At 50.4% G+C, this 14,665-nt stretch carries 11 protein-coding genes; 7 read left to right on the forward strand and 4 right to left on the reverse strand.

The window, feature by feature from the left end; genetic code table 11:
• Nucleotides 1–25 precede the first annotated feature (25 nt).
• From ACO0LD_RS15250 to ACO0LD_RS15260, 3 genes are all read left to right on the forward strand, one after another.
• On the forward strand, nucleotides 26–634 hold the full coding sequence (locus tag ACO0LD_RS15250) for a HutD family protein (protein ID WP_423008242.1): 609 nt from the start codon (nucleotides 26–28) through the stop codon (nucleotides 632–634).
• Nucleotides 634–1,857, forward strand: coding sequence for an imidazolonepropionase (hutI, locus tag ACO0LD_RS15255; protein WP_423008244.1), 1,224 nt, complete (start codon nucleotides 634–636; stop codon nucleotides 1,855–1,857). Before ACO0LD_RS15250 ends, hutI begins: the two co-directional genes overlap by 1 nt.
• Before the next feature lie 123 nt (nucleotides 1,858–1,980).
• The gene (locus ACO0LD_RS15260; protein ID WP_423008246.1) at nucleotides 1,981–5,772 is read left to right on the forward strand and encodes a DUF748 domain-containing protein; all 3,792 of its coding nucleotides are present in this window, start codon (nucleotides 1,981–1,983) and stop codon (nucleotides 5,770–5,772) included.
• Nucleotides 5,773–5,885: 113 nt separating this feature from the next.
• Here ACO0LD_RS15260 and ACO0LD_RS15265 read toward each other — a convergent pair whose 3' ends face one another.
• A complete protein-coding gene (locus ACO0LD_RS15265; protein ID WP_423008248.1) occupies nucleotides 5,886–7,508 on the reverse strand; it encodes a M28 family peptidase in 1,623 nt (540 codons plus the stop codon).
• Nucleotides 7,509–7,963: 455 nt separating this feature from the next.
• Between ACO0LD_RS15265 and ACO0LD_RS15270 the strand changes: the two genes are divergently transcribed.
• Both ACO0LD_RS15270 and ACO0LD_RS15275 read left to right on the forward strand, forming a co-directional pair.
• Nucleotides 7,964–8,356 (forward strand): response regulator, encoded by a 393-nt coding sequence (locus ACO0LD_RS15270; protein WP_423008250.1) that lies wholly within the window; start codon nucleotides 7,964–7,966, stop codon nucleotides 8,354–8,356.
• Nucleotides 8,357–10,000 (forward strand): diguanylate cyclase, encoded by a 1,644-nt coding sequence (locus tag ACO0LD_RS15275; protein WP_423008252.1) that lies wholly within the window; start codon nucleotides 8,357–8,359, stop codon nucleotides 9,998–10,000.
• An 11-nt stretch (nucleotides 10,001–10,011) separates the two neighbouring features.
• On the opposite strand, the gene ACO0LD_RS15280 is transcribed toward ACO0LD_RS15275, so the two are convergent.
• The gene (locus ACO0LD_RS15280; RefSeq protein ID WP_423008254.1) at nucleotides 10,012–10,197 is read right to left on the reverse strand and encodes a hypothetical protein; all 186 of its coding nucleotides are present in this window, start codon (nucleotides 10,195–10,197) and stop codon (nucleotides 10,012–10,014) included.
• Between the two features lie 38 nt (nucleotides 10,198–10,235).
• Between ACO0LD_RS15280 and ACO0LD_RS15285 the strand changes: the two genes are divergently transcribed.
• Together ACO0LD_RS15285 and ACO0LD_RS15290 are read left to right on the forward strand one after the other, a co-directional pair.
• A complete protein-coding gene (locus ACO0LD_RS15285; protein ID WP_423008256.1) occupies nucleotides 10,236–11,069 on the forward strand; it encodes a phosphatidate cytidylyltransferase in 834 nt (277 codons plus the stop codon).
• Between the two features lie 26 nt (nucleotides 11,070–11,095).
• Nucleotides 11,096–12,898, forward strand: coding sequence for a bifunctional alpha/beta hydrolase/class I SAM-dependent methyltransferase (locus ACO0LD_RS15290; RefSeq protein WP_423008258.1), 1,803 nt, complete (start codon nucleotides 11,096–11,098; stop codon nucleotides 12,896–12,898).
• Here the strand turns inward: ACO0LD_RS15290 and ACO0LD_RS15295 are convergent.
• Both ACO0LD_RS15295 and ACO0LD_RS15300 read right to left on the reverse strand, forming a co-directional pair.
• Nucleotides 12,846–13,466, reverse strand: coding sequence for a CDP-alcohol phosphatidyltransferase family protein (locus ACO0LD_RS15295; protein ID WP_423008260.1), 621 nt, complete (start codon nucleotides 13,464–13,466; stop codon nucleotides 12,846–12,848). The two genes, ACO0LD_RS15290 and ACO0LD_RS15295, sit on opposite strands and share 53 nt — an antisense overlap.
• A complete protein-coding gene (locus ACO0LD_RS15300) occupies nucleotides 13,463–14,656 on the reverse strand; it encodes a phosphatase PAP2 family protein (protein WP_423008262.1) in 1,194 nt (397 codons plus the stop codon). Before ACO0LD_RS15300 ends, ACO0LD_RS15295 begins: the two co-directional genes overlap by 4 nt.
• Nucleotides 14,657–14,665 lie beyond the last annotated feature (9 nt).

The raw sequence follows: 14,665 nt of genomic DNA on the forward strand, positions 1-14,665 counted from the left end.
ATTTTGTTGAAAGCTTTTGATTACCATGCGCAAGTGGACACGACAAGACTATCAAACCATGCCATGGAAAAATGGCGGCGGCAGCACGACTGAGCTGGCGATATTCCCTGGCGGTGCCAGCCTGGATCATTTTGTGTGGCGTTTAAGCACGGCAGAAGTCAGCAGCAATGGCCCGTTTTCGCATTTCGCCCAGATAGACAGGACGCTGGCGATTTTGTCTGGTGAAGGCCTGATACTGCTTAGCGATAGCGAGCAGGTGCATGGCCAGAGTGTTTTTCTCAAACAGGATAGCCTGCCGCATCAGTTCAGAGGCGAGACACCCATCAACGCTGAACTCTTGCATGGTACGGTCTTGGATTTGAACATGATGACGCGACGCGACGTCTGTACTCATCACATGCAAAGGCTGGAAGCTGGCAAGCACTTTATAGAAGCCAATGATGCCCAACAGCTCTTGCTGTTCTGCGCAAAAGGTAGTGCGCGTCTGGCTACAGGTGAGATTTTGCACGACTATGATTGTTGCCTGTTTGAAGAAGAACACGAACACAAAGGCATACGCCTGAATCTGCATGCCGATGAAGCTTCTGTACTATATTTGATACGCATACAGTTTTTAAGCATGGGTGACAGCTGATGACATCGACAGTTTTATCCTGGGACAGCCTGTGGATCAATGTCCACCTGGCTTGCATGACTGATGGCTACGGCGAAATCAAGGGTGCTGCCATCGCCGTGCAAGATGGCAAGATCGCCTGGCTGGGCTCGCAGAGCGAATTGCCTGCAGAGTATGTTGCGGCCAAAACCCATGATGGCAAGGGTTGCTGGCTCACACCAGGCCTCATCGACTGTCACACCCATCTGGTGTATGCAGGCAACCGCAGCAATGAATTTGAAGCGCGTTTGAATGGCGTCGCCTATGAAGAAATCGCCAGGCAGGGCGGCGGTATCAATGCCACTGTACGTGCCACCCGTGCAGCGAGTGAAGATGAATTGTTGGTGGAGACGCTGCCGCGCCTGCATGCCATGCTGGCCGAAGGAGTCACCACGCTGGAAATCAAGTCTGGCTATGGCCTGGACCTGGAAACCGAGGCGCGCATATTGCGCGTAGCCAGACGCATAGGACATGAATTTCCTGTGCGCGTCAAAACAACGTTTTTGGGTGCTCATGCCTTGCCGCCAGAATATGCAGGCAGGGCTGATGATTACATCAAACTGGTTTGCGAGCAGATGTTGCCAGCTTTGGTGGCTGAAGGTCTGGTCGATGCAGTTGATGTATTTTGTGAAAAAATAGGTTTCACGCCAGCGCAAACAGAACGGGTGTTCCAGGCTGCCCAAGCACATGGCTTGCCAGTCAAGCTGCATGCTGAACAATTATCTGATCAGGGCGGCGCAGCATTGACGGCACAATACAAGGGCCTGTCCGCCGATCATCTGGAATATTTGTCAGATGAAGGCATAGCAGCGATGGCAGGCAGTGGCACTGTGGCCGTGCTGTTGCCAGGCGCGTTTTACTTTTTGCGCGAAACCAAATACCCGCCATTGGCTGCCATGCGTGCGGCTGGTGTGTCGATTGCACTGGCAACGGACTGCAATCCGGGGACTTCGCCCATGACGTCGCTATTATTGACCATGAACATGGCATGCACTCTGTTCCGCATGACACCATTGGAAGCCTTGCAGGGCGTGACGTGCCATGCGGCGCAAGCCCTGGGTTTGAGTGCAGAAACGGGCAGCCTGGCAGTCGGCAAGGCGGCCGATTTTGCACTGTGGGGCATCGCCAGACCGGCAGACATGGCGTATCACATTGCAGGTAATCCTTTGCAGGCCAAGGTGTTTGCAGGCAAGTTGCTAGCCTGAGGATGATTGAATTTCTTTGCTGATTGACATTCTTTAACCCCGCTTAGACGGGGTTTTCTTTTGATCGCTGTCGTTGAAGACTATAATCTTATTCAGCCATACACAAACGCACCAGACTCTACTATGACGACAATAAAGCAAAAAATCACCAATGCAAATCAACGCTGGCACCTGGGGCGCTGGGCCGCAGGCCTGGTGGGTTTGGTATTTTTGCTGGCGGCGCTGAGTTGGGTTTTTCTGCCGGGTATAGTCAAACGTATCGCGGCTGAGCAAGTGCAGCAACAGATAGGGCGCAAGCTGGACATGGCAGATATCCGCTTTTCACCCTTCAAACTGGCATTGACGATAGAAGGTTTGAATTTGTATGAAGCTGACCAGCGCACACCCGCAGTCAAGGTCAAGGAGCTGGTGCTGAATCTGTCGCTGGCATCGCTGTTTCGTCAGGCGCTGATTGTGGATGAAGTCAGACTCACTGAACCGTATGTACATATTGTACGTACACCGGGCGAAGGCTACGGGCGCTACAACTTCAGCGATATCCTCGAAAAAATTGCAGCCATGCCCAAGAGCGAATCAACGGCACGTTTTTCGCTGGCAAACTTGCAGCTGGCAAATGGCCGTATAGAGATAGACGACAAGGTCGTCAATGAACAATTCAAGATAGAAGCACTGCAAATCGGCGTGCCCTTTGTGTCCAACTTCCCTAATCAGGTAGAGAGTTTTGTCGAACCTCTGTTGTCGGCTAAGGTCAATGGCTCAAATTTTGTCCTCAAGGGCAGGGCCAAGCCGTTCACGAATAGCCTGGATACTTCATTGGCGATAGATCTCGACAAGCTGGACCTGACACAATATCTGCCCTATGTGCCCGTGGCCTTGCCAGTACAAATCCAGAGTGCAAAATTGTCTACCAAACTGGATTTGATATTCAGTCGGAAGAACGCCCATGCAGAGTTGCTGTTGGCCGGTGACGTGCATCTGGATGGGGTGCATGTCAATGACAAAGCAGATGCTCCTTTGCTGAAGCTCGGCAGCCTGCACGCCCAGATCAAGCAAGTGAATGTCATGACGGCGGCAGCCAGCATCAGCAAGCTGGAATTGTCTTCACCAGAAATTTGGCTGGACATCAATCAGCAGGGGCAGTTGAACTGGGCAAGCCTTGTCACCCCACCAGCGCCCGCTAACCCGCCTAAAGATAGCAAAGCGAATACTAAGAATAAGGTAGTGCCTGTAACGGCCAGCGCTGCTTCTGCCGCTTCAGCCACAGCAGTGAGTACAACAAAACCGGTCGCAGCCTTGCAGCAATTGGCTGAACTGCAGCTGTCAAAAGGGGTTTTGCATTTCCGTGATGCCAAACATGCCAACCCAGCACAGACCGTTAACCTCAAAGATATCAGCCTGACAGCGCGTGGCTTGTCATCGGCAGCAGATGCCAAGGCTGCTGCATTCAAGTTTGCACTCAGTGGTGAAAATGATGAAAGCCTGAAACTGGAAGGCGAGATGCAGCCACTGAATGGCACGGTCAAGGCACAACTGGCTTTAAGTTCATGGTCACTGGCTACTTATCAGCCTTTGCTGAGCAATTATCTGCTCGCGAGTGTCAGCGGGAAATTTGATGTGAATGCGCAATTGCAAGTGCAAAAAGGCCTGTTACAAGTCGATGATCTGGGCATGAAGCTCAGTCAGTTCGCCATCAAGCCCAAGTCTGTCGACGACGGCAGTTTCAACCTGAAAGCATTGACGGTAGATAAGCTGACCCTGAACATGGAGAGCAGGCAAGTCAGTATAGGCAGCGTGTTGTTTGATGGTCTGGTAACGGATGTGCGGCGTGATGAGCAGGCGGTATTGAACCTGAAAAAATGGTTGAAATCCAGTGCAAGCTCCAATACTAGCACCAGCGCGGCAGCACCTGCAGCAGTGGACAGTGCTGCTGCAAGTACCGTGTCTAGTGCAGCCACAACACCTGGTACACCTGTCTGGAAAATCAATCTTGCCAGCCTTGATTTCAAGGACAGTTCAGTCAGTTTCAACGATAAATCCATGTCGCCAGAAGTGAAGCTGAAGCTGGATGCCTTTAATTTACATGCAGAAAAACTTAGCAGCGATATGTCGCAGCCAGTGAAAATGACCTTGCAGACGAATATTGGGAAGAAGTCTAAGCTCAGTCTCGATGCAACTGCATCCAGCCAGTTAAAAAGTATCAGCATGAATCTGGATGGACAGGGTTTGCCGGTATCTGCCTTATTCCCCTACGTATCACCCTATGTGAATGCTGCACTGACACGTGGCCGGGCAGATATCAAAGGTAAATTGAACCTGAACAATATACTCGACAGTAACAGGCAAATTAATTACGAAGGCATGCTGGCGCTGAACGATTTCCATCTGCTGGAAAATGGAGCTGAAGAAGATTTCCTGGAATGGAAAAACATCGCCATGGATGGCATCAGTGCACAGATCGGTGGCGACAAGCAATTGGTCACCCTGAAAAAACTCGCACTCAATGACTTTTATGCGCGCGCCATTTTGTCTGCCAAGGGTAAGCTGAATATACAAACTATCCTCAGTACCAAGAAAGCAGATGCGGAAGAAGCAGATGCAGCCACAACTGCAACATCGCCTGTGGCGCAGGCAGATGATGCTGCGGCAAAAGCCGTCACCAGCAAAACGGCGACGACGAATATTGTTACCGTGCCCTTGCCAGCCAAGGCAGAAAAAACCAATCCTGTCGTAATACGTATAGCGCAGACTACACTAAAGGGCGGCAATATCAATTTCACTGACAACTTCGTCAAGCCGAATTACACAGCCAACCTGACTGGTGTGGCCGGTACCATAGGTGCGATCGCATCCGATAATCCGCAACCCGCAACGATAGAACTGAACGGCAAGGTAGATGATGATGCTCCCTTGGTGATATCCGGCAGCCTGAACCCTCTGGCCAGCCCCATGTTCATGGATGTCAAAGCCAGCGCGAATGGGCTGGAGTTGACCAGGTTGACACCCTATGCCGCCAAGTATGCTGGCTATGTCATAGAAAAAGGCAAGTTGTCCATGCAAGTGTCTTACCGCATAGAAAACCAGCAATTGCAGGCTGAAAATGATGTTCGTCTTGATCAACTGACTTTTGGTGAGAGAGTGGACAGCCCGACCGCGACCAAATTACCCGTCATGCTGGCCGTTGCCTTGTTGCGTGACAACCAGGGCAGGATAAATATTAACTTGCCGATTACCGGTTCCCTGTCTGATCCGCAATTCTCAGTGGGTGGCATTATCTTCAAGGTTTTCATGAATGTGATTACCAAGGCCGTGACTTCACCATTTGCCTTATTGGGTTCCATGTTTGGTGGCGGTGAAGAACTGGCTTATACCGAATTCCTGCCAGGTCAGACCAGCCTGACGCCCGAGTCAACAGCCAAGCTCGATAACCTGGCCAAGGCACTAAAAAACCGCAGTGCCTTGAAGCTGGACATCATAGGCCGGGTAGAGCCAGCTACAGATAGCGATGGCATACGCCAGATATTGCTGCTGCAAAAAATGCGCGAATTGAAATGGAAAGACGTGCATCAAAAAGACCGCACGATCAAAAAAGAAGACATCGTTATCACAGATGCTGAAAAAGCCAAGTATGTGGAAGAAGTCTATCAGGCAGAAAAATTCACAAAGCCACGCAATGCCATTGGCCTGGCCAAGACCCTGCCAACTGCAGAAGCCGAGAAAATGATACTCGCCAATACCCAGGTTACCCCGGAAGCCCTGCGTGCCCTGGCGCAAAAACGCGCAGATGCCGTGCGTGATTATCTGGAAGATGTTTCTGGCGTTGAACGCGAGCGTTTATTCTTGATTGCCCCCAGGCTCAATGCCGATGGCATCAAGGATAAGGGCAGTCCGAACCGGGTGGATTTCTCGCTGAAATAGGCTGAACAAAATGAAAGCGATGGAAACGAATCTAAGCGATTGCCTGCTGTAATGAGGTAGCGCACTGTTGGAATAGCAGCAAGGACCGGTACTGGAGCCCTGCTGCAACCCCGTTACTGCGTTGCGCGCCTGTACGTTCCATCCTTTTTCCAGACCGGCATCGTAGTATCGTTGCCAACTGCATAGCCCAGATTTAAAGTAAATTGCGCCTGTTGTAGCATGCCGCTTAAATCCCATGCCGGGTTATAACGATCGCGCGGGGTATGGTAGTCTTTTTTAAACGCTTTCATCTGTGCTGCTTCCTGTTCGGCATCGTGATCGAAGGCAAACGATCCATCACCAGAAAACACGGCGGAACCGACATTAAATGCTGGAACACCCACTCGCACAAAATTGAAATGGTCGGCGCGAAAGAAGGCTCCTCCTAAATCGGGAACAGATGGTGCAATGCGTAAGCCCATTTTTTTTGCAACGGATGCTGCGCTATTGAACAAGCTGCTGTGCTCACTACCTGCTACGCCAATGTCATGTGTTTTGCCGACAAAATTCATGCTGTCCAGATTGAGGTCAGCCGCAGTTTTTGCCAGTGGCCACAATGGGTGCTGAACGTAAAATGCGCTGCCAAGCAAACCCTGTTCTTCCGCAGCAGGCCATAAAAAAATTTGTGTGCGTTTCGCAGGATGTGTCGTCGCAGCTTGCGCAATGGCCAGCAATGCTGCCGCACCGGAAGCATTGTCCACTGCGCCATTCCAGATTTGTGCAGGTTTTCCGGGTTCTTGCACGATGCCCAGATGATCCCAGTGTGCGGAATACAGTACTGCCTCATGTTTAAGTTTTGCATCACTGCCAGGTACCATGCCGACGACGTTTTGCTGCTCCACTTTACGCACGCTACTGTGCAATGTGACATGAATCCTTGCATCGATTGCGACTGGCTTGAATTCACGGGTTTCGGCTTGTGCACGCAGCGCATCCAAATCCTGTCCTGCTGCTGTGAACAGCGCTTTGGCAGTATCTTCCTGTAGCCAGCCTTCCAGCGCATTACCATCTTTGCCAAGACTGAAACGTTCATGGCTAAAAGATGTTTGTGGCACGTTCCAGGCGTAACTGGCTGACGGCGTCGTGTGTATCAATAACACACCTGCGGCACCCTGCCGTGCTGCTTCTTCAAACTTGTATGTCCAGCGGCCATAATAGGTGAGGGCTTTTCCTGCAAAACGATTTGGCTCAGCCGCGCTTGGCTGAGGATCGTTGACCATCATGATCAGCAATTTGCCTTTAAGATCGACAGCTTTGAAGTCATCCCAGCGTTCTTCTGGTGCACGCACACCGTAGCCGACAAACACCAGCGGTGCCTCAAAATCAATGTCGGCTTTGCCGTTGGATGAACCATATACAATCTCTGACCCCAAGGCAGGTGATAGCGTAGTTTTGTTTGTTTCAAAACGGAGTTGACTGTTGCTGAGGGTCTGGCTACCAACCAGTGTCACCGTTTGCCGATAACCATTTGCGCCTGGTAGTGGCACCAAACCCATTGCCGCCGCTTGCGTTTCCAGGTAGCGCACTGCAAGATCGCCCCCGCGTTGTCCGGTACCTCGTCCTTCCAGCAAGTCGTCAGATAAAAACGCCAGATGCGCACGCAAGGATGCTTCTTGTACTTGCTGCGCCTGGGTAGCATGATGGGGCAGCGCAAAATTTAAAACTATGCTGGATATGACGGTCAACGCGAGGCGCATCGGAGCTCCTGTAAATTCTATAAATTGATTTGATTTGGTTTGATTTGCGCCAGATCATATTACAAAGCAAGTGTTTTTTCTTTCCTATAGATATCAACGATCCATGGAATCAGGAAAACAGCCACTATTGTTGCAGTACAAGATATGCAGGCTCTCTCAGGGGCGCTATCATAGCTATGAACTATATCAGGCCAACACAGCTTAAAACGGTCGTGTTTCCCTTAGTTATTTGCCTTGTGGTAATAGTAATCTTGATTGTTTGACGGATAAATGAACAATTATTTTAAAAAATACATTTCTCGTGGAAACAAAAAGAGGATTTAGGTCCTGACTTGTTGTCGAGGGCTCTGTGAATGATGATTATTCTGATAATGAACAGGATTTATTGTTGTTTTGCGAGTAATCTTGATTTATCCTGAGGCCATCTGTTTTATCTATCGCAATAAGGAGTAGTAATGACTTCTGCAACGCTCGCCAGCATTTTGTATGTTGAAGACGATGCTGATATACAAACCGTGGCTCAAATTGCTTTGGAAGTTGTCGGTGGTTTTAGTTTGAAAACTTGTAGTTCCGGGGCGCAGGCTATTGCTGAAGTCAATGCCGGGTTTATCCCCGACTTGCTGCTGCTTGACGTCATGATGCCAAATATGGATGGCCCGACCACCCTGGCTGAATTGCGCAAACTGCCCGGTACTGAGTCTACTCCGGTCATCTTCATGACTGCCAAGGTGCAGTCTTCTGAAATGGATTTTTATAAGTCGCTGGGCGCCATAGGTGTCATCGCAAAGCCATTTGACCCCATGGAACTGTCAACTCAGGTGCGGGGTTTATGGCAGGAGAAGGCTTAAATGTCTGATAAAAATGATAGCCTGCAAGAAAAATTGCTTGCTCTCGAAGCAATCTTCATGCAGAAGCTGCCGTCCAAGTTCGAAGAGATTACCGATACCTTGCAAAAGGTAGTTGAACGACCAGACGACAAAGACTCCATGGTTGTCCTGCACCGGCACCTGCATACCATGGCAGGTTCGGCGGGTACTTTTGGCTTTGCTGACATAGGTACGCAGGCCAGGGTATTTGAATCTACACTAAAACCGCACCTTGAAGGAAAACCCTGGGACCCGGTCGAGCTGAAGGGGTATTCGGATGAAGTTAATCGCTATTTTGAATACGCTCTAAAGCACGACAATAAGCCAGTCAATGGCGTGGCCGAGAGCGTACAGGAAGAAGAGCGCGAATCCAGCGACCCCCATCTGATTTATCTGGTGGATGAGGACGAAGCACAAAATCAGGAAATCACCACACAGCTTGAACATTTCGGCTATGAAGTGGTGCGCATGAATCATCTGGGTGCCTTGGCAAAGGCTGTGGCTACTCGCAGGCCGCATGTGATCGTCATAGAGCTGAGCTTCCCTGAAGGCAAACTCGCAGGAGCGGAAGAAATATCACGCATCAAGCAGATCGAACGTTTCCGCATTCCTACCGTGTTTGTGTCCCGTTCCAGCAGCTTTGAATCGCGTTTATTGGCGGTACGCTCCAGCGGCGATGGCTATTTCACCAAGCCTGTCGATGTCGTCGCCCTGACTGAACGCATAGAATCCCTGTTGCAACTCGATGAAAACAAGAGTTATCGTGTTCTTATCATTGACGATGATGCGGTGACTTCCAAGTTTTATGGGGCGATCCTGCGCGACGCTGGTATGAATGTCTACCTGCTCAATGATCCTACCCAGATATTGACGGTGATGACAGATTTTCGTCCAGAATTGCTGCTCATGGATATCTATATGCCTGTGTGCAGCGGTGTCGAATTGTCACGCCTGATCAGGCAAGATAATTCCTATGTCGATGTGCCTATCGTATTCCTGTCCAGTGAAGCAGACCTCAGCAAGCAACTCGATGCCGTCAAGGCAGGGGCGGATGATTTCATTACCAAGCCAGTTGCGCCAGAATATTTGAAATCCTCCATTGCCTCCAGGGCCGAACGATATCGCTCTTTGCGTACCCTGATCATGCGAGATGGTTTGACAGGCTTGTTCAATCACACCGCGATCAAGGAGCAATTAGCATCCGAGATTTCGCAGGCTGGTCGTACCGGCTCCCCGCTGGCACTGGCGATGATAGATCTCGATAACTTTAAATACATCAATGATACCTACGGTCATCCCGCCGGTGACCAGGTCTTGCGTACTTTGGCACGGCTCTTGCGCCAGCGCTTGCGCCGCAGCGATATCGTTGGGCGTTATGGTGGTGAAGAGTTTGCGGTGATTTTCCCGGATACCTCTGCCACCACGGCGCGCCGGGTTCTTGATCAAGTCAGGCTGGCATTCACCAAGATACAGCAGCATTGTGAGGGTGGGCATTTCTCCGTCAGCTTTTCGGGTGGCGTGGCTGATCTTGAGTCTACACTGGATGCCGATGAATTATTTGATATTGCCGATGCCGCCATGTATGTGTCGAAACAGGAAGGGCGTAACCGCATCAGTCTGGCCTGATTTGCGCTAATCTATTGCGCAGCAATTAAAATATAGGCTGCCATGGGCACTAAACCCATGGCAGCCTGTTTTGTTTGCGGCATAACTTTGATAGAGGCATTGTTTCTTATGCTTACATATTGAAAAAGCAAGTGCGGATAGAGTTCGGTGTACACTGGAGCATGTTCACTGCTGTTCAGGTTGCTTAGTGTTTTCAAAATTTCTTCTCGGCAATTCCACTCTGGCTGCCATGTTGATGCTTTACCTGCTTCTGGCTTTTGCGAGTGTTGGAGTAGGCAGGCATAGCTCGCCCGAAAGCCAGTTGCGCAAACAGGTGAATGCCTGGTGGTTTATTTTCCCCGTCGTCAGCCTGAGTCTGTTTTTATATCCGTTAGGGCCACTCCTGATGGCCTTGCTCATCGTGTTGCTGGCAGTACGTGAATTGTCCCTGCACTATACTGGCCCGCGTTGGCGCTTCCTGTTGTCTTGCTTCATATTGGTGGCGTTGCAGGTAAGCTTGCAATATGTAGACAATTTTGATTCCAGCCTGATTTTGCCCGCCTTACTGTGCCTGCAAGCGCTGCAGTTTTTTATCTGGCGACAACGCAACCAATTACTCCTCATGCTGTTTTTGCTGCTCTGCTATGGCCTGAGTTTCATGCTGGATCTGCTGACCTTGCCATTTCCAAATGAAGTCAGACTGGCCTGGTTTTTTTACCTGTTTGTCGTTACTGCCCTCAACGATATAGCCCAGTTTGTCAGCGGAAAAATTTTTGGCAAGCAAACCATCGCCCCCACCATCAGCCCGAATAAGACCGTGCAAGGTTTGATGGGGGGCGTCGTGATTTCCATGCTGGTATCAGCTGCGCTGGGCGTGTACTTGCATCTGGCTAGTCTCACTTACTTGCTGTTGATGGGCATCTTACTGTCGCTGGGTGGTTTTGCCGGTGACCTGATTTTTTCTGCAGCTAAACGCTACTTGAAGATCAAGGATTTTTCTGAGTTGATACCCGGGCATGGCGGCATACTGGACAGGGTAGATAGCCTGGTACTGACCGCACCCTTGCTGTATCTTGGATTGTTATTTTGAAGAAAAGAATTTAATAAGGACTATGCATGACAACAGAATTGCAAACGAAATGGCTATGCAGTGAATCCGGCTTTGACAGCCATGACAGTACCCGCTTGTTTTATCGCGTCTGGCAACCGCTTGCCATTCCAGCAGATCAACCGCAAAAAGCCCTGATATTTTTACATCGTGGTCATGAACATTCTGGCCGCATAGGCCCACTGGTAGAGCAATTTGGTTTTACTAAAGAATGGGCTTTTGCCTGGGATGCACGCGGCCATGGCAATTCGCCAGGTGAGCGTGGTGATGCGCCAGACTTCCAGACCATGGTGCATGATCTTGACAGCTTCATCAATCATATCCACCTGAGCTACGGCATAGCCAAAGAAAACATGCTCGTCGTGGCGAATAGTGTAGGGGCAGTGATCGCTGCTACCTGGCTGCATGATTATGCACCGCGTGTGCGTGGCGTGGTCATGGCAGCTGCTGCATTTGATATCAACTTGTATGTGCCGCTGGCAAAACCGGCTTTGCGTTTTGCCACCTGCTTCAAGCCTGACTTGTTTGTCACCAGCTATATACGCTCATCCATGCTCACGCATTCTGCTGAGCAGGCCAAGGCTTATGATGCAGATCCGCTGATTACCAAGAATATTTCCGCCAGGGTTTTGCTGGACCTGGCAGATACCGCCACGCGCGTAGTGCAGGACGCACAGGCCATAGATGCACCAGTGCTGATGCTGGTGGCGGACAAGGATTATGTCGTCAAGCAGGCACCGCAAAAACAATTCTTTGAGAGTATCTCTTCCACACTGAAACGCTATGTCCTCATAGAAAATTGCCATCACGCGATTTTTTATGAGAGCGAAAGCCAGGTGCAGCTAGCCATACAGGCAGCGAAGGATTTCATCGTCGAATGTTATGCCAAAGACTTGTTACCCTTGCCGCATTACTTCAAGGCCGACACCTTGAGTCAGAGTGCCCGCCAGTACCAGGCACTGCAGCAGGGCAAATTAGGCAGTGGACTGGAAAATGCGTTTTACGGCATGCAAAAATTCATGCTGAGATATTTGGGCAGGCTCAGCAATGGCATGACTATTGGTCTGAAACAAGGCTTTGATTCAGGTGCTTCACTCGATTATGTCTACCGTAACCAGGCTGGCGGACGTTTGCTGATCGGCGGCATGATAGACCGTGGCTATCTGGATGCCATAGGCTGGCGCGGCATACGCCAGCGCAAGATGCAGATGCAGCAGACCTTGTCTGACCTGATACAGCAATGCCCGGTAGACCAGCCAGTACGCATACTCGATATTGCTGCTGGTGGTGGCCGCTATGTGCTGGAAACCATCAAACGCTTCCAGAATCGTGATATAGAAATCAGTTTGCGTGACTTTGACCAGGCCAATCTGGATCAGGCCAAATTGTTGGCCGAACGTTTGCAGTTAAAAAACAAGATCAGCTACCAATGCCGTGATGCTTTTGCCGCAACCAGTTATCCGGTAGAAGAAGATGCCTATGACATCGTCATTGTCTCTGGTCTGTATGAGTTATTCAGCGACAATGTGCTGGTATTGGCATCCCTGCGCGGCATACAGCAGCAATTGAAAATCGGTGGCCACCTGGTTTACACCGGCCAACCCTGGCATCCACAGTTGTTGATGATCGCCAAGACACTCAATAGCCATAGAGGCCAGTCATGGCAAATGCGCCCACGACCACAGGCAGAAATGGATGCCCTGGTCGCCAGCATAGGTTGCAAAAAAATTGCCACTCAACTTGGCATAGCCGGGATATTTACAGTGTCGGTGGCACAGCGTGATGCGGCAATGCCCGTTTTATCCGATTGAACAAAGTCCAGAGCAAGAGCAGCAGGACGATGATCAATACGACATTCAGCCAGATAGCTGGTAACTGAAACGCTACCAGCAAAGCCAGCAAACCAAAGGCAAAAGCGCGGTCGCTTTTGCCCATGGGGCCATCAAAGCGGCGTTTTGAATCTGCCAGCAAGGCTGCAACGCCAGCAAATTCTGTCAGCAAGCCCAGCATGGCCACTGCAATCAGCAAGGGCACCTGTATGCCCACCACCAAAGCAAAAGGCAAAACCAGGGCTGCGTCTGAAACCTGGTCACCAATTTCATTGAGGATGGCGCCAAAGGCTGTTTTTTGCTGGGTAAAATTCGCCAGCATGCCATCAATCGCATTCAGTGCCATACGCACAAACATGAATACCGGCAGTCCCAGCCACAGGCTTTTATTTTGCGGATAACAAGCCAGTGTAATGCCATAGGTGATGGACAAGCACATGGCCAGTAAAGTTACCTGATTCGGCGTGATATGTCGTTTTGCCAGGCCAGCCAGCAAAGGTTGTAGCAGTTGCTGGAAACGTGGTTTCAGTTGGTAGATGGAAAAGCTCATGACTTGCTCTGTGTTCCTTGTGACATATACAGTTTCGCCAGCAATATACATCGGCTATAACCCATGGCGCAATGCAGGTAGACGGTTTTACCGGCAACTATTTCTTCATGCAGATGTTGCAGTATTTCGCTCACTGCTTCAGACGGTGGTGTCAACAAATCCAGCAGGGGAACGTGCCGGTTGGCTCGTGCGCGCAAGACGGAACTTTCGCTGAGTTCATTTGCCAGATCAATGATGCTGCAAGCGGGCGGCAATTGCGCCGCTTCTGCATTGCTGAGGCGGCGTCCTACCCAGAGTTGCTCTGTCAGTTTGATAATGACAGGCTTGCGCCGTTCTCGCCAGGCCACCGCATGCCAGGTCAATTGATATCCAAGCAGGTAGGGCGCATACAATAGCCAGATCCACCAGGGGTAGCCTCCTTTTTCCTTATGCAAGAAATGACGGTCTCGGCGGTAATATGCAAGACTGACCAGCAAAAGACTGCAAGCGATATACAAGGACAGCAGGTTGTGAAGGGCGAACCCACCTATGACGAGAAACAGGCTGGCAAAGATCAAATAATAAAATGCTACCTGTGGCTCAGTCTTTTTTGGTTTGACCAAGGCCATGCAAAGCCAGGCCAGCAAGGCTCCGGCGATGACATCCAGCACATGATGCTGATAAGTGAACAGGGTAGAGACAGCGGTCAGTATCAACCACATTGCCAAAGCCACGCGTAGCGGAGCAGAACTGAGGTGTTCACGCAAACCATACCAAAATAAAATGCAATAAGCGACATGCAGCGATGGTAATTGATTATATGGTTTATCCATCAGCGCCAGATAATCATACAGATATGCGCACCATGCAGAAGTGATGGCTGGCCTGGGCCAGCTGAATTGCAGTGGGTACAGCACAAAGATGAAGGCTGCGATGACGGTTGCCAGCAAGAGGCGCTGGCTGAGTACGCGCAATTGGTCCCGGCTCTTTACCAAAAAGAAGGCCAGGCAAAAAAACAGACCCGAGCTGAGGTAGGGCAGGATCATCCATTGTAAAAACGGGATGCCAGTCTCAAATGCTAGAGCGGCGTGGCGTACTATCCCTCGCTGTTGTGCCAGCGTATTTGCGGTCAGGTAGCACAGGGCAAACGTCAAGGCATTCAGCAACCAGTGACGCAAGCGTTGTTGCACAGTTGCAGGGGAGTACGGCATTTGGAGTAT

Source organism: Undibacterium sp. Ji83W, from assembly GCF_049340385.1.
Taxonomy (GTDB): domain Bacteria; phylum Pseudomonadota; class Gammaproteobacteria; order Burkholderiales; family Burkholderiaceae_D; genus Undibacterium.

Bases quoted from the DNA above. Each gene is read 5' to 3' on its own strand.
- ACO0LD_RS15250 (WP_423008242.1), top strand. From the start codon at position 26: ATGCGCAAGTGGACACGACAAGACTATCAAACCATGCCATGGAAAAAT.
- hutI (WP_423008244.1), top strand. From the start codon at position 634: ATGACATCGACAGTTTTATCCTGGGACAGCCTGTGGATCAATGTCCAC.
- ACO0LD_RS15260 (WP_423008246.1), top strand. From the start codon at position 1,981: ATGACGACAATAAAGCAAAAAATCACCAATGCAAATCAACGCTGGCAC.
- ACO0LD_RS15265 (WP_423008248.1), bottom strand. From the start codon at position 7,508: ATGCGCCTCGCGTTGACCGTCATATCCAGCATAGTTTTAAATTTTGCG.
- ACO0LD_RS15270 (WP_423008250.1), top strand. From the start codon at position 7,964: ATGACTTCTGCAACGCTCGCCAGCATTTTGTATGTTGAAGACGATGCT.
- ACO0LD_RS15275 (WP_423008252.1), top strand. From the start codon at position 8,357: ATGTCTGATAAAAATGATAGCCTGCAAGAAAAATTGCTTGCTCTCGAA.
- ACO0LD_RS15285 (WP_423008256.1), top strand. From the start codon at position 10,236: ATGCTTTACCTGCTTCTGGCTTTTGCGAGTGTTGGAGTAGGCAGGCAT.
- ACO0LD_RS15290 (WP_423008258.1), top strand. From the start codon at position 11,096: ATGACAACAGAATTGCAAACGAAATGGCTATGCAGTGAATCCGGCTTT.
- ACO0LD_RS15295 (WP_423008260.1), bottom strand. From the start codon at position 13,466: ATGAGCTTTTCCATCTACCAACTGAAACCACGTTTCCAGCAACTGCTA.
- ACO0LD_RS15300 (WP_423008262.1), bottom strand. From the start codon at position 14,656: ATGCCGTACTCCCCTGCAACTGTGCAACAACGCTTGCGTCACTGGTTG.